The organism is Arthrobacter sp. MMS18-M83, assembly GCF_026683955.1.
GTDB lineage: Bacteria > Actinomycetota > Actinomycetes > Actinomycetales > Micrococcaceae > Arthrobacter.
This window is the reverse complement of the sequence record NZ_CP113343.1, coordinates 4,608,655-4,621,688: the sequence shown is the minus strand read 5'-3', so window position 1 is coordinate 4,621,688 and position 13,034 is coordinate 4,608,655. Positions and strand designations below refer to the sequence as shown.

Sequence of the window (13,034 nt, the reverse complement as noted above, 5' to 3'; positions counted from 1 at the left end):
GATGCCCGGCGGCCTCGCGCCGGCCGGGCCCTGAGATTAGCTGGCGGCTGCTTACTGGCCGCCCTTTTGCACAAATGCCCGCACGAACTCTTCGGCGTTCGATTCAAGTACGCCATCAATTTCGTCGAGGAGATCGTCCACGCCCTGCGTGGCGACCGAGGCCTGTGCCTCCGGTGCTGCGGGCGGGACCTCCGGGACGTCAGCCTCTGTCTCGACGTCGCGGGACTGCGGTTGCTGCTGCTCCTGAGCTGCCATTTCCTTCTCCATTCTGTCCATCCCCGGCAACGGGGACTTCCTGTAATGCCATACTGCCACGGGGCGGGCCGCCACGCTGCGGTTTTAAGAGCCCGTTTGGCGGCCTTTCACCTGCTGCCGGTTCAGGCTGGCGGGGCCGGGTCCAGTCCGAGCAATTCACGGAGGAACGCACCCGCTGTGGCGTGCTTTTGAAAGAGCTGGCCGGTGAGTGCTTCCGTGCCGCGGAGGGGTTCCCGCGTGGGCACCCGCTGGAGTTTGCCGATGCCGGGAACGTCGAAAATGACCGAATCCCAACTGGCGCCGACAACGTCCTTGCCGAAGCTGGAAACGCACTTCCCACGAAAATAAGCCCGTGTGTCCGACGGCGGTTCGACCACAGCGCGGCTGATGGCGGCGTCGTCGACGATCCTCTGCATCCGGTCACGCGAAAGCATGCGGTAGTAGAGGCCTTTCTCAGGCCTCACGTCGGACCATTGCAAATCGATCAGCCCCAGGCGGGCGTCGTTCCATTCCAGTCCGTCACGGTTCCGGTAACCCTCCAAGAGGGACATCTTGGCGAGCCACTCGACGGAAGAAGAGGCACCTGCGGGGTTGCTCCCCAGAAGCCCCAACGTCGACTCCCACCGGTCCAGGACATCCCGGGTATGGCCGTCTCCGCTGAAGGAATCGGAGACACCGCTTTCCTGGGCAAGTTTGTCGGCAGCCTCGTAATACATCCATTGGATGTCCAATGCGGTTACGCGCCGACCGTCGAGAAGCCTGACAGTAGCAGTCAGAGAGGTGTCGTGGCTGATTGCCTGCAACCCGCTCACAGGCTCGTGCACTTCGATCTTCGGAGCTTGGCCGGCTTCGATGAGGCTCAGGACCAAAGCCGTGGTGCCGAACTTCAGGTAGTTGGACACTTGGCTCAAGTTGGCGTCGCCGATGATGACGTGCAAGCGCCGGTACTTGTCCGCCGTGGCGTGCGGCTCATCCCGGGTGTTGATGATCGGACGCCGGATGGTGGTTTCCAATCCGACCTCGGCTTCGAAGAAGTCCGCGCGCTGACTGATTTGGAATCCGGCAGTCGAACCGTCCTGGCCCTTGCCGAGTCGTCCGGCTCCGCAGATGACCTGGCGCGTGACGAAGAACGGCGTCAGGCCACGGACGATCTCCCCGAAGGGCACCGCCCGCGGCATGAGGTAGTTCTCGTGGGAACCGTAGGACACCGACTTGTTGTCGGTGTTGTTTTTGTACAGGTTGATGGCTGGCAGATCGGGATCGGCTGCGACCTTCCGGACCGTGGCCAAGGCGACGAGATCGCCGGCCGCGTCCCACGCAACGATGTCTCGGGGATTCGTGACCTCGGGACTCGAGTATTCCGGATGGGCATGGTCCACGTACAGGCGCGCCCCGTTGCCGAGGACCATATTCATCAGCAGGGAACCAGACTCGTCGCTGCCATCGGCTTCGAGTTCCTGCCGCCCGTAAGCCAGCGCAACCGCCTCGGCGTCGAGCACCGGAGGCCTGTCGGTCAGCTGGCTGGGGTCTGCAGCACTGCGCTCAACCGTCCAACCACGTGCATCATGCAGGGGTTCCTCGTCCGTATAGTCCCACCGCGTTTCAGCGCCCCCGGCCGCCCGTTGCCGCGTCAGGTTCGCGTAGGCCTGGATGATTCGCGCGGACATCATCGTGGCGTTCGCCCCCGGTGCGGAGGGAGCGTGGATACCGTATTCAGTTTCCGAACCCATGACCCGCATGGCCCCGCCCACGGGAAGTTTCTCAGAGGGCAGGCCTTCCGGCCGGGCCGTCACAGGTACTGGCCGGTATTGGGAGTCGTCTCGATCGACTTCCCGGGCTCCTGGCCGGCCTTGCCCTGGACGATGGTGCGGATGTACGTGATGCGTTCGCCCTTCTTGCCTGAGATACGTGCCCAGTCATCCGGATTGGTGGTGTTGGGCATGTCCTCGTGTTCGCGGAATTCGTCGACGACGGCGCGCAGGAAGTGATCGATCCGCAGGCCCTTCTGCTGGGTCAGCAGGAGATCCTTGATGGCGTATTTCTTGGCACGGTCCACCACGTTTTGGACCACTGCACCCGAGTTGAAATCCTTGAAGTAGAGCATCTCGGTGTCGCCGTTGGCATAGGTGACTTCGAGGTACTCATTGGATTTCTCGGTGGAGTACATGGCCTCGACGGTGCGCTGGATCATGGCGTCGACGGTGGCCTGCACATCGCCACCGTGTTCAGCCAGGTCCGTTGCATGGAAGGGTAGGTCCGTGGTGATGTACTTGGCGAAAATGTCGGCAGCTGCCTCGGCGTCGGGCCGGTGGATCTTGACTTTCACGTCCAAACGGCCGGGGCGAAGAATGGCGGGGTCGATCATGTCTTCGCGGTTCGAGGCGCCAATGACGATCACGTTATCCAGCCGCTCCACGCCGTCGATCTCGCTGAGGAGCTGAGGGACGATCGTTGTCTCGACGTCGGAGGAGACACCCGTGCCGCGGGTGCGGAACAGCGAGTCCATTTCATCGAAGAACACCACCACGGGGCTGCCGTCCGAGGCCTTTTCGCGCGCGCGGGCAAAGATCAGCCGGATGTGGCGTTCGGTTTCGCCAACGTATTTGTCAAGGAGTTCAGGACCCTTGATGTTCAGGAAGTAGCTCTTGAGATCCACGTTGCCGGCCCGTTCGGACGCGCGGGCGGCGAGCGAGTTGGCCACGGCCTTGGCGATCAGTGTCTTGCCGCAACCTGGCGGGCCATATAGCAGAATGCCCTTGGGCGCCTTGAGGCCGTGTTCCCGGTACAGGTCAGGGTGCAGGAACGGCAGTTCGACGGCATCCCGGATCTGTTCGATTTGCGGTCCCAGGCCGCCGATATCCTCGTAGGTAATATCGGGGACTTCCTCGAGGACAAGGTTCTCGACTTCCGCCCTGGGAACCTTCTCGAGGGCGTATCCGGTGCGGGAATCGAGTGACAGGGCATCACCGACTCGAAGGTGCACTTTCTGCAGGGCACCTGAAAGCCTGACAACCCGCTCCTCGTCGGCGCGGCCCACCACGAGGGCACGGTCCGAGCCAAGCATTTCCTTGAGCGTGACGAGTTCACCCGCCCTCTCATAACCAAGGCCGGCAACCACAAGCAGGGCCTCGTTGAGGAGGACTTCTTGTCCAACAGCCAGCTGGTTGAGGTTCACGAGGGGGCTGACGCCCACGCGCATCTTGCGGCCGGCATTGAAGATGTCAACCGATTCCTCGGTGGCAGCCTGGCCCGTGCTGCCGGCCGTTGGCTGGCGCCTGGGGTTGATTTGCAGGACGGTCCCGAAGCTGTACGGCGGTTGGCCGTCCTGTTCGAGGGCGCCTTTGAGCCGGAGGATTTCAGCCTTGGCCGTTTCCAGCATGGTCACGAGTTTGGTGTTGTTCTGGGTGGCGGCGGCCAGTTGACGGTCGATGTGGCGCAGCTTGTCACGAAGGATGTTTATCTGGCGTTCCGCAACAGTGAGCTCACCGGCGTCGTCCACCGGTTGAATCGCCCCACCGCTGTGTCCCGCTTTTCCCTCAGCCACGGCCTTGTTCGATGGCTCCTCAGGTGTTGTCCGCCCGAAGTCATTGTTCGACGTATCCACGAAGCATCAGCTCCTTCCCGCTTTCTATAAATAGACCTTAGCCCTCAAAAGCGTCGGGAAACCTGTGACATCCGGAATGCGGACCAGTTTGTGATGTTTGCCTAGTGCGAGGCTGAGGGGTCGTCCTTGACGTTGGTCCCGGCAATCGCATCGCGCGCCGCACGGCGCAGTTTCTTGTCGGAAACAGCCCGCTCCCCCACGGCTCCCGGCGTCCAGGCATTCAAGTCCTCTTCGCTGAACTCAGTCTTGGAAGGACGGCGCTTGACGGAGATTCCGGTGACACCGTCCGCAAGGCGACGCGTCACCAACAGGAAGCCGGTGTGGGCAACCATGCGGTGGTCGGGACGGACGGCAAGGCCTTCGAGGTGCCAGCCACGAACCATGGACTCCCAGGCGTCCGGTTCCGTGAACCGGCCGTCCGCACGGATGGCTTCGGCAGTACGGGAGAGCTGGGTGACGGTGGCTACATAGTTGATCCATACGCCGCCGGGGGCCAGGACCGTTGCCACTGCGTCCAGGCATTCCCAAGGAGCCAGCATGTCGAGAACCACGCGGTCAACGGATCCGGGTTCCTCGGTGCGGACAACTTCCTCCTGGAAGTCGCCCAGCGAGATCTTCCAAGCAGGATGCGGCCCGCCGAAAATGGTTTCCACGTTGCCGCGGGCGATGTCGGCGAATTCTTCACGGCGCTCAAAAGAGTGGAGGTAACCGGCGTCGCCCACTGCGCGTAGCAAGGAGATCGAAAGTGCACCGGAACCCACACCGGCTTCCACCACCCGCGCGCCCGGGAAGATGTCTGCCATGGTCACGATCTGGCCGGCGTCTTTGGGGTAGACCACGGCAGCACCGCGGGGCATGGACAGCACGAAATCGGAGAGCAAGGGCCGGAGCGTCTGGTACTGCTGGCCTATGTTGTTTGCCACTACTGAGCCGTCAACCTTGCCGATGATTTCGTCGTGGTTGAGGAAGCCGCGGTGCGTGTGGAAGGCGCCGCCTTCTTCCAGGGTGATGGTGTTCATCCGGCCGCGTTCGTCCGTGAGCTGGACCCGTTCCCCCACCCGGAACGGCCCGCGGCGCCGTGCCGCACCAGTCGGTTGGGTGGCAGGGTTGGCGGCGGTGGCCGTGTAGTCGGCGGCGGTTTCGCTGCTCATGGGTGTTTCCTCGCTCCTGTACGGCTGGGCCGTCAATTATTGCCACAGTTACTGCTTAGTGATGCGCACTGCCGGCCGGGTTATTTCACGGCCGGCAGGTAACTCTACCGGGAAAGGTCCTACAGGCGCCCGCTCCGGCGGGCTACTTTTCCTGTAATGGCTGTCACTACCGCCTGCTGCCGCAGCAGGCCGGTGACGATGCCGACGTCGTCCACCACGGCGTATTCGCCGCCGTTAAGCTGGGCCAAATACTGGATCAGCTCCTGGCCGCTGGATGTCCGGGGCACGTACGCACCCTCGGCGAGCGGGGTTGAAACTGCTGTGACCAGTGTCGTGGATATTTCCGAGGCGGGCACGGCCGCAGTCGCCGCCGGGTCGACCAGTCCTTGTGGCCGTCCGTCCGGTCCGCAGATCACGACGGCGGGTGTACCGTAGGGTGCCACGCGCAGCACGTCCGCGACGGTAGCCGAATTGGGAATCCCGACGGCGGGTTCGGCCAGCGCGGCGGCACTCACCAAGTGGAGGCGGCCGCGGAGCGTGGCGTTCTTGATGGCACCCGATGCGCCCATCCAGAGGAAGCTGCAGACCAAGATGGTGATGAGCATATAGCTGAGGTCCGGGGTGTTTCCGCTCAGCAAAGGCAGTGCGATAAACCAAACGACCAGAACGACTACGATAACTCGTCCCGCCCAACCGGCCGCCACCGTCCCCTTTTCCTGGCTGCCGGTCGCTTTCCATACCGCGGACTCCACCAAGCGACCCCCGTCTAGGGGCAGGCCCGGGAGCACATTGAAAATGCCGATCAGCAGGTTGGCCCACATGAAGATATTCGTCAGGGTGTCCCCCACTCCGGTGAAGACACCTGCGCCCAGCATCAGCCAGGCTGCTCCCGCGAGGAGGAAATTCGCAGCCGGTCCCGCCAAAGCAACAACCACCGAGCGGCCCGGCGAGGCGATGAAGGTCTCAAATTGCGTGTGGCCGCCCCAGAGATTCAACACGATTTTCTCGGTGGGCCATTTGAAGGCCTTGGCACTCAAGGCATGGGCGAGTTCGTGGACCAGAACGGAAAGCGCGAGGAGGAGCGCGTAGGCAAAGGCAACAAAGTAGGCGCCAATGCCCAAGGAGTGGTTCCGCACGAGCAAAGCGGGTCCGTAGGCGATGACCGTGAACGCGGCGATGATGAACCAGGAATAGGCGAGGTATACGGGAATTCCGGCAATACGGCCGAGTGGAATCCCGTCATTCCTGCCGCGGGTGCTGTGGACGCCCTTCCGGGGAGTACCCACCTAGTTCGCCTGTCCAAGGAGGGCGCCGTCAAGTGCATCGGCGGCCGCCCGGGCCATAACGAGTGCTTCGAGATCGGAGACCTTCCGCCCCGCGAGGGTGTTCCAAGTAGCCCTGCGGCGGTCCTCGGGAAGTGGCATTTGGTGTGGAATTCCGACCGTAACCACGCCGGACGCGATCGCGGCCGCAACTCCCGGGACGGAATCCTCGAGTGCGACGCAATGATCAGCGGTCAGCTCAGGGTCCTTGTCCTTGAGGCGTTCGACGGCGGTGAGGTAAGCCTCCGGGTGGGGTTTTCCTTGGCTGACAGTGTCCCCCGTGATGAGGAATTCAAAGTACGGCTTGGGAAGGTTCGCCACGACCTCCCGCGCCATCGGGCCTTCGGACATTGTCACAAGGGCGCAGCGAACACCCTTTTGGTACAGCTCGTCAAGCAATTCCTTCGCGCCGGGCCGCCACGGCACCTCGATGCGGAGACGGTCGATGACCTGGCCGCTCAAGATGTCCACGATCTCCCGCTTTGCCAGGTTCACACCGGCCGCCTGGAGAATACCGGCCGAGTGCATCAGCGACTGTCCTACGAGCTGCATGGCTTGTTCGTGGCTCCAGACGCCACCGTGGGACTCTACGAGGGAGCGTTCTGCGGCAATCCAGTACGGCTCGGTGTCCACCAGGGTGCCATCCATGTCCCATAGCACGGCTTTGAGGAGGGGCTGGGTGGCTGAGGCATGCATGCCATCAAGTCTACGTGGAAGCGAGGGAGGCAATTGTCGTTCTACGCCCGGCGCGAAGTGTGGCCACGCAGACCCCTTAGGGCCATGCATGGGTGGCGGTCTTGGACGTAGGGTGAGTGGATGAACAGTTTGGACGGAGCCCCTGACGGACAGGCCACTTCACCGGAGCCTGAGCGCCTTCTCCAGCCTGTACCCGAGGGCAAACGCATCACTGTGATGCTGGCGGCTTTCGAAGGCTGGAACGACGCCGGCGAGGCGGCCAGTGATTCCCTGCACTACTTGAATAAGTTGTGGCAGGGAAAGAAAGTGGCATCCGTAGATGCCGACGATTACTACGACTTCCAGTTCACCAGACCGACCGTACGACGCACCGCGGCCGGAACCCGCAAGGTGAAATGGCCTTCCACGCGCCTCTACAAGGCCAGCGTCCCGGACAGCAATGTGGACGTGGTGTTCGTGCTCGGCACCGAGCCTTCCTATCGATGGCGCGCCTACACCGCCGAGCTTCTGGTTCATGCCGAAACGCTCAAAGTTGACTACGTTGTGCTGATCGGCGCTCTCTTGGCCGACGTCCCGCACAGCCGCCCGATCCCCGTCAGCACCACTTCGGATGACAGTGGATTGAGGCAGCGCTTGAACCTGGAGGCCTCACAGTACGAGGGACCGGTAGGCATTGTCGGTGTCCTGGCAGAATTCGCCCTGCTGGCGGGTCTGCCTACGGTATCGCTATGGGCGGCCGTACCGCACTACGTCGCACAGGCGCCCTCGCCCAAGGCACAACTGGCCATTTTGAACAAGATCGAGGATCTTCTCCAGGTGCCCCTGGAAACGCATGCATTGAGCGAGGAAGCGGAGGCGTGGGAGCGCGGCGTGGACGAGCTGGCCACCGAGGATCCGGAGATCGCCGCCTACGTGCGGCAGCTCGAAGAAGCCAAGGACACTGCCGACCTTCCCGAAGCAAGCGGTGAGTCCATCGCCCGCGAATTCGAGCGCTACCTCAAGCGCCGGGGCAAGGATAAGCCCTGACGTCTTTGCCGCCAGGGCTTATCCAGCCAGGCCAGGTTCGACGTTCGTTCCAGGAACCTAGAGTTCGACGCCGAGCAATCCGTTGACGGCATCGCTCACCAGCGCTGTGTCGAGTGCGCAAGGCTTTGCGTCGGACTGTTCGCTGAGGGCGGCTGCCGCCCAGGCATCGACGGCGGCGATCGCGCCGGGAGCGTTGAGATCGTTGGCAAGCTCGGCACGCATCCGTGTCAGCAGTTCCGCGCCTGTCCCCTCCGGTGCGATGTCGCGGGCGGCGCGCCAAGTGTTGAGCCGCTCCTTGGCTTGCGCGAATCCTTCATCGGTCCAAGACCAATCCGAGCGGTAGTGGTTGGCCAGAATCGCCAGGCGGATTGCCGCGGGTTCCTCCCCCGCGGCGCGGAGCTTGGACACAAGCACCAGGTTGCCCTTGGACTTGCTCATCTTTTCGCCGTCCAGACCCACCATTCCGGCGTGGGCGTAGTGGTGCGCCAAAGGTACGCCGCTGAGCGAGTATGCATGGCCGGCGCCCATTTCGTGGTGCGGAAAGACGAGGTCCGAGCCACCGCCCTGCACCGTGAAGGGAGCGGGCAGGTACTTCTGGGCAATGACAGTGCACTCAATGTGCCAACCGGGCCGTCCGTCGCCCAGGCTTGCACCGGGCCAACTCGGCTCGCCGTCGCGGGCAACGCGCCACAGCAAAGGATCGAGGGCATTGCGTTTGCCGGAACGGCCGGGATCTCCGCCGCGTTCCGCGAAGAGTTCCAGCATTTCCACTTCACCGAGACCTGAGATGTCGCCTAAGGTCCAGGCATCCGGACTGTCCGAGCGCTTGCCCGCGGCCTCGACGTCGTAATAGACGTCGCCGTCAGGCTCACCGTCGGTGCCGGGCACCCGGTAGGCGAGTTCGTCCGCGATCAGTTGTTCAATCGCCGGGACAATCATCGGGATGGCCTCGACGGCGCCGATGTAATGGTTGGGAGCCAACACGTTGAGGGCGTCCATGTCCGTGTGGAAAAGTTCGATCTGGCTCGCAGCCAGCTCGCGCCAGTCCACGCCCGTGGCGGTGGCGCGCTCCAGGAGGGGGTCGTCGACGTCGGTGACGTTCTGGACGTAGTCAACCCGCTGACCGCTGTCCCGCCATGCCCGGTTGAGGAGGTCGAAGGCGACGTAGCTGGCGGCGTGCCCCATGTGGGTGGCGTCGTAGGGCGTGATGCCGCAGACGTACATGGATTGCTCGGCGCGTGGCTCTATGTCCACCAAGGCCTTGAGGGCGGTATCAAACAGCCGCAATTGGGGCATGCTGCCGGGCAGGTCAGGCACAGGGCGGGAGGTCCACGATTTCACAGCCTCAACCATAGTGCTAGGCGCTGATGACATTGAAACCGAGCAATACATAAAGGGCAAGACCAAGGAGTATCCGGTACCAGACGAAGACCCGGTAGCTGTGAGTGGAAATGAACTTGAGGAACCATCCGATGATGACGAAGCCCACAACGAAGGCGATGACCGTGGCGAGGGCTGTCTCCGGCAGGCCGAAGGGTCCGGTGATTCCTTCCTTCAACACCACCTTGTACAACTGGTACAGTCCGCTGCCGAACACGGCGGGGATGGCGAGGAGGAACGAGTAACGTGCGGCGGCTTCACGCGTGTAGCCCATCAGCAGGCCGGCGGTGATGGTTCCACCCGAGCGGGAGACGCCTGGGATGAGCGCCATGGCCTGGGCCAGCCCGTAAAGGATGCCGTGCTTGTACGTCAGTTGGCTCAACTCCCGCTCCTGCCGGCCAACGGCATCGGCCACAGCAAGGATCATGCCGAAGACGATAAGCATGGTCGCCACGATCCACAGGCTGCGGAGAACGGATTCGATCTGATCCTGGAAGAGCAGGCCAAGCACGATGATGGGCAGGCTGCCGAGGATGACCAACCAACCCATTCGGGCGTCGGGATCGTCCTTTGCCACCTTGCCGCGCAGCGATCCGAACCAAGCCCGCACAATCCTGACGATGTCCCGCCAAAAGAAGACGATGACGGCCGTCTCGGTGCCCAGCTGTGTGATGGCCGTGAACGCGGCACCCGGATCCGCCGCATTGGGCAGGAAAGAGCCGACAATACGCAGGTGTGCGCTTGAAGAAATCGGAAGGAATTCTGTAAGGCCTTGCACGAGGCCGAGGAAGGCCGCTTCTATCCAGTTCACGTGAATAGACCCTACGTCATGAACTACCCGAACTCCCCGTAAGCTATCAGCTATGCAGCAGCGTTACGTCGGCAATAGCGGGTTTCGGGTGTCCACCCTTTCCCTGGGCACCATGTCCTGGGCGGAGGAAACGGACGAACAGGATGCACGGGAACTGCTCCACACCTTCGTTGCAGCAGGCGGCACCATGATCGACTCCGCGGCCTCCTACGCAGGCGGACAAGCTGAGGCCCTCCTGGGGTCCATGCTGGGCGACGTGGTGGCGCGTTCGGAGGTTGTCCTTTCCACGAAAGCCGGAGTCTCGACGTCGGACGTCCGCCGCACTGTAGATGCTTCTCGAGGCTCCATGTTGTCCGCGCTCGACGCCAGCCTTGCCCGCTTGGGAACCGACTACGTCGACATCTGGTTCGCCCAGGCTTGGGACGGCAATGTTCCGCTGGACGAAACGCTTTCCGCGCTTGACCTTGCGCTGCGGTCGGGACGCGCGCGGTACGTCGGCATTTCCAACTACAACGGCTGGCAGACCGCGAAGGCGTCCGCCGTGGCGGGATTCACCGTCGTGGCCAACCAATCCGAATACTCGCTCCTGCACCGGAAGCCGGAGGAGGAACTGGTACCGGCCGTAGAGGACGCCGGCCTGGGCCTCATGGCGTGGGCGCCGCTCGGGCGCGGTGTGCTCAGTGGCAAATACAGGGGACAGATCCCTTCCGACTCGCGCGCAGCCGAGGGTCGCTTGAGTAGCTACGTCGAAAAGTATCTCGACGCGCGGGGCGCACGAATCGTCGAAGCCGTGGCCATGGCGGGTCGTGGATTGGGACGCTCCGCGGTGGACGTATCGCTGAGCTGGCTGCTTTCCCGCCCAGGCGTATCTACGGCGGTAGTGGGCGCGCGCAATGCGATCCAGCTCAAGGAGTTGCTCGATGCGCAACTAGCGCCTCTCCCCGCCGAAATTTCGCGGGCACTGGAAGACGTTTCAGCGATCTGACTCGGCTGAAACCGCGGCATTACTGATCGGGCATTACTGGCCCGACACTACTGATCAAGGATCTCCAGCTCGTCTTCGTCGAGGAGCTCGTTATTGTCCTCGTCGTCATCTTCTTCATCGTCGTCAAACACCTGAAGGGGTGTGACTTCCGAGTAGGCCTCGTATAGTGAGTCCTCATATACCTCAAAGGCATCTGCAACGGCGAAAAACGCTGCCTCCACAGTGGGATCTCCTTCGCCCCGGCGGGCGGAAGCGGCAATCAGGTGCTCTTCCAAGGCGGCTGTCAATGACTGAAGCGCGACACGCGGATCGATGCTCATGACTTCACGTTAGCCCGAAAAAGACGAAAATGGAGAGGGATGAGAGAACAATTTCTGAGCAGTTCGGTAGAGCGTCAACGGGACTACGCAAGGCAGTATGAGTATCTCGTACTGACTGTCAGCCCCGATGATTCCTTGCCCGAGGCGCGGCGTCGGCTCGTGGAGCACTCCGAGTATGGCAAGTGGGAACTGGAGCGCAGCATCCTCTATGTTGGCGGCGGCCGCCGGTTCTGGCTGCGCCGCAGAGTGCTCAACGTGCAGCGCACCGTCTAGCTGCGAGGCCTCGTTACGGGGTCCCTGATTCAGCCTCGAGCGGTTCAGCCTTCGAGGGGCCCGAGCCACGCGTTGGCGACAGTGGTGTGCGCCGACTCATCATTGGAGGGATGGAAAATCCCGGCCAGCACATCGCGATACAGCCGTTCAAGTTCGGAGCCATGAAAGTAGCTGGAGCCTCCGGAAACCCGGATTGCCATGTCCACCATGTTCCGGGCGTTCTCGGTTGCCCGCACCTTGAGTCCGACAAACTTGGGAAACCACTGGGCGCCGTGGTTAACCAGTGCATCCACGTCACGCGCAACTGATGCTAGCTGCGGCTGGATGGAATCCATGGCCATGGCGGCGTCGGCAATCCTCCAGCGGATGTCGGGATCTTGCGAAAAGCTCCGGCCGCCGTACTTCGCCGAGGTCCTGCGCTTGACGGCCTCAACGGCCAAGGTGAATGCCCGTTCCCCGATGCCCGTATACACCGCGGCGAGCAGCGTCTCGAAGCACGCGAAAATCGCGAAGATCAATGGATCCTGGTTGGGTCCCACGGGCAGTTTCCGGAAGATGCGCTCGGGCGGCACCGCGGCACCCTGCAGGAGGGTGGTGTTCGATTGGCTTGCGCGCATGCCCAAGGTATCCCAGTCGGCCAGGGTCTCGTGACCCGGGGAGTCACGTTGGATGAAGCCGAAGACCAGCTCGCCGTCCCCGTCCCGCGCGCTACCGTCCTTGCCGAAGATTCCGAGGCGCGTCCAGGCCGGTGACAGGCTCGTGAAGATTTTCCGTCCTGTGAAGCTGTACCCACCATCGTCCTGCGGTTCGGCCGTGGTCCCTGAGTCAAAGAGCATGGAGTCGTTGCCTGCCTCGGAGATCCCGAAGGCAAAGACCTCGTCGTTACCGGCTTCCTTCAGGACAAAGCCGAGGGATTCGTCTCCGCGGGCCGCGAGGACATGCGCGACGCCGGTCCAGACGAGGTGCATGTTGACGGCCAAAGCGGTGGCCGGGGCAGCCGTCGCAAGACGGCGCTGCAGCGCGGCTGCCGCTTCGAGCCCGAGCCCGAGTCCGCCGTCGGACTCCGGGACGAAGATCTTCAGGTAACCCGCGGCAGCGAGCTCCCCCAGGTCTTCGTGGAAAAACGAGTTGTCCCGGTCATAGCCTGCGGCGCGGCTCCGAATTCGCTCCAGCAGTTCGTCCGGCAGGATCTCCTCGGAAGTCACCACGTT

13 protein-coding genes are annotated in these 13,034 nt (G+C 62.8%); 3 read left to right on the top strand and 10 right to left on the bottom strand.

Going from position 1 to position 13,034, the window contains the following annotated elements:
- Window positions 1-51: 51 nt before the first annotated feature.
- The 6 genes from OW521_RS21805 to OW521_RS21780 all read right to left on the bottom strand — a co-directional run bounded on the left by OW521_RS21805 (window position 52) and on the right by OW521_RS21780 (window position 7,028).
- Window positions 52-255: a ubiquitin-like protein Pup gene (locus OW521_RS21805; RefSeq protein ID WP_268021558.1), complete on the bottom strand. Its 204-nt coding sequence runs from the start codon at window positions 253-255 to the stop codon at window positions 52-54.
- Window positions 256-377: 122 nt separating this feature from the next.
- Window positions 378-1,994 (bottom strand): depupylase/deamidase Dop, encoded by a 1,617-nt coding sequence (dop, locus tag OW521_RS21800; protein ID WP_268026048.1) that lies wholly within the window; start codon window positions 1,992-1,994, stop codon window positions 378-380.
- Window positions 1,995-2,044: 50 nt separating this feature from the next.
- On the bottom strand, window positions 2,045-3,859 hold the full coding sequence (gene arc / locus OW521_RS21795) for a proteasome ATPase (protein ID WP_268021557.1): 1,815 nt from the start codon (window positions 3,857-3,859) through the stop codon (window positions 2,045-2,047).
- Window positions 3,860-3,960: 101 nt separating this feature from the next.
- Entirely contained in the window at window positions 3,961-5,010 is a 1,050-nt protein-coding gene (locus tag OW521_RS21790; protein ID WP_268021556.1) for a tRNA (adenine-N1)-methyltransferase, read from the bottom strand.
- A 119-nt stretch (window positions 5,011-5,129) separates the two neighbouring features.
- On the bottom strand, window positions 5,130-6,296 hold the full coding sequence (locus OW521_RS21785; RefSeq protein WP_268021555.1) for a site-2 protease family protein: 1,167 nt from the start codon (window positions 6,294-6,296) through the stop codon (window positions 5,130-5,132).
- The gene (locus tag OW521_RS21780) at window positions 6,297-7,028 is read right to left on the bottom strand and encodes an HAD family hydrolase (protein ID WP_268021554.1); all 732 of its coding nucleotides are present in this window, start codon (window positions 7,026-7,028) and stop codon (window positions 6,297-6,299) included. It lies immediately after the preceding gene.
- A gap of 120 nt (window positions 7,029-7,148) precedes the next feature.
- On the opposite strand from OW521_RS21780, the gene OW521_RS21775 reads away from it, so the two are divergent.
- On the top strand, window positions 7,149-8,054 hold the full coding sequence (locus tag OW521_RS21775; protein WP_268021553.1) for a PAC2 family protein: 906 nt from the start codon (window positions 7,149-7,151) through the stop codon (window positions 8,052-8,054).
- 57 nt (window positions 8,055-8,111) lie between these two features.
- On the opposite strand, the gene mshC is transcribed toward OW521_RS21775, so the two are convergent.
- Together mshC and OW521_RS21765 are read right to left on the bottom strand one after the other, a co-directional pair.
- Window positions 8,112-9,395: a cysteine--1-D-myo-inosityl 2-amino-2-deoxy-alpha-D-glucopyranoside ligase gene (gene mshC, locus OW521_RS21770; protein ID WP_268021552.1), complete on the bottom strand. Its 1,284-nt coding sequence runs from the start codon at window positions 9,393-9,395 to the stop codon at window positions 8,112-8,114.
- A gap of 16 nt (window positions 9,396-9,411) precedes the next feature.
- Window positions 9,412-10,245 carry an undecaprenyl-diphosphate phosphatase gene (locus tag OW521_RS21765; protein ID WP_268021551.1) on the bottom strand — a complete coding sequence of 278 codons (834 nt, stop codon included), beginning with the start codon at window positions 10,243-10,245 and terminating at the stop codon, window positions 9,412-9,414.
- A gap of 52 nt (window positions 10,246-10,297) precedes the next feature.
- Between OW521_RS21765 and OW521_RS21760 the strand changes: the two genes are divergently transcribed.
- Complete coding sequence (locus OW521_RS21760; RefSeq protein ID WP_268021550.1) at window positions 10,298-11,230, top strand: aldo/keto reductase; 933 nt, start codon at window positions 10,298-10,300, stop codon at window positions 11,228-11,230.
- Between the two features lie 47 nt (window positions 11,231-11,277).
- Here OW521_RS21760 and OW521_RS21755 read toward each other — a convergent pair whose 3' ends face one another.
- A complete protein-coding gene (locus OW521_RS21755; protein WP_059389240.1) occupies window positions 11,278-11,550 on the bottom strand; it encodes a hypothetical protein in 273 nt (90 codons plus the stop codon).
- A 39-nt stretch (window positions 11,551-11,589) separates the two neighbouring features.
- Here OW521_RS21755 and OW521_RS21750 point away from each other — a divergent pair, with 39 nt between their 5' ends.
- Window positions 11,590-11,823 (top strand): DUF5703 family protein, encoded by a 234-nt coding sequence (locus OW521_RS21750; RefSeq protein WP_268021549.1) that lies wholly within the window; start codon window positions 11,590-11,592, stop codon window positions 11,821-11,823.
- A 44-nt stretch (window positions 11,824-11,867) separates the two neighbouring features.
- Here OW521_RS21750 and OW521_RS21745 read toward each other — a convergent pair whose 3' ends face one another.
- Window positions 11,868-13,028 carry an acyl-CoA dehydrogenase family protein gene (locus tag OW521_RS21745; RefSeq protein ID WP_268021548.1) on the bottom strand — a complete coding sequence of 387 codons (1,161 nt, stop codon included), beginning with the start codon at window positions 13,026-13,028 and terminating at the stop codon, window positions 11,868-11,870.
- Window positions 13,029-13,034: the final 6 nt, after the last annotated feature.

Bases quoted from the DNA above. Each gene is read 5' to 3' on its own strand.
- OW521_RS21780 (WP_268021554.1), bottom strand. From the start codon at position 7,028: ATGCATGCCTCAGCCACCCAGCCCCTCCTCAAAGCCGTGCTATGGGAC.
- OW521_RS21755 (WP_059389240.1), bottom strand. From the start codon at position 11,550: ATGAGCATCGATCCGCGTGTCGCGCTTCAGTCATTGACAGCCGCCTTG.
- OW521_RS21775 (WP_268021553.1), top strand. From the start codon at position 7,149: ATGAACAGTTTGGACGGAGCCCCTGACGGACAGGCCACTTCACCGGAG.
- OW521_RS21805 (WP_268021558.1), bottom strand. From the start codon at position 255: ATGGCAGCTCAGGAGCAGCAGCAACCGCAGTCCCGCGACGTCGAGACA.
- OW521_RS21760 (WP_268021550.1), top strand. From the start codon at position 10,298: ATGCAGCAGCGTTACGTCGGCAATAGCGGGTTTCGGGTGTCCACCCTT.
- OW521_RS21790 (WP_268021556.1), bottom strand. From the start codon at position 5,010: ATGAGCAGCGAAACCGCCGCCGACTACACGGCCACCGCCGCCAACCCT.
- OW521_RS21750 (WP_268021549.1), top strand. From the start codon at position 11,590: ATGAGAGAACAATTTCTGAGCAGTTCGGTAGAGCGTCAACGGGACTAC.
- dop (WP_268026048.1), bottom strand. From the start codon at position 1,994: ATGCGGGTCATGGGTTCGGAAACTGAATACGGTATCCACGCTCCCTCC.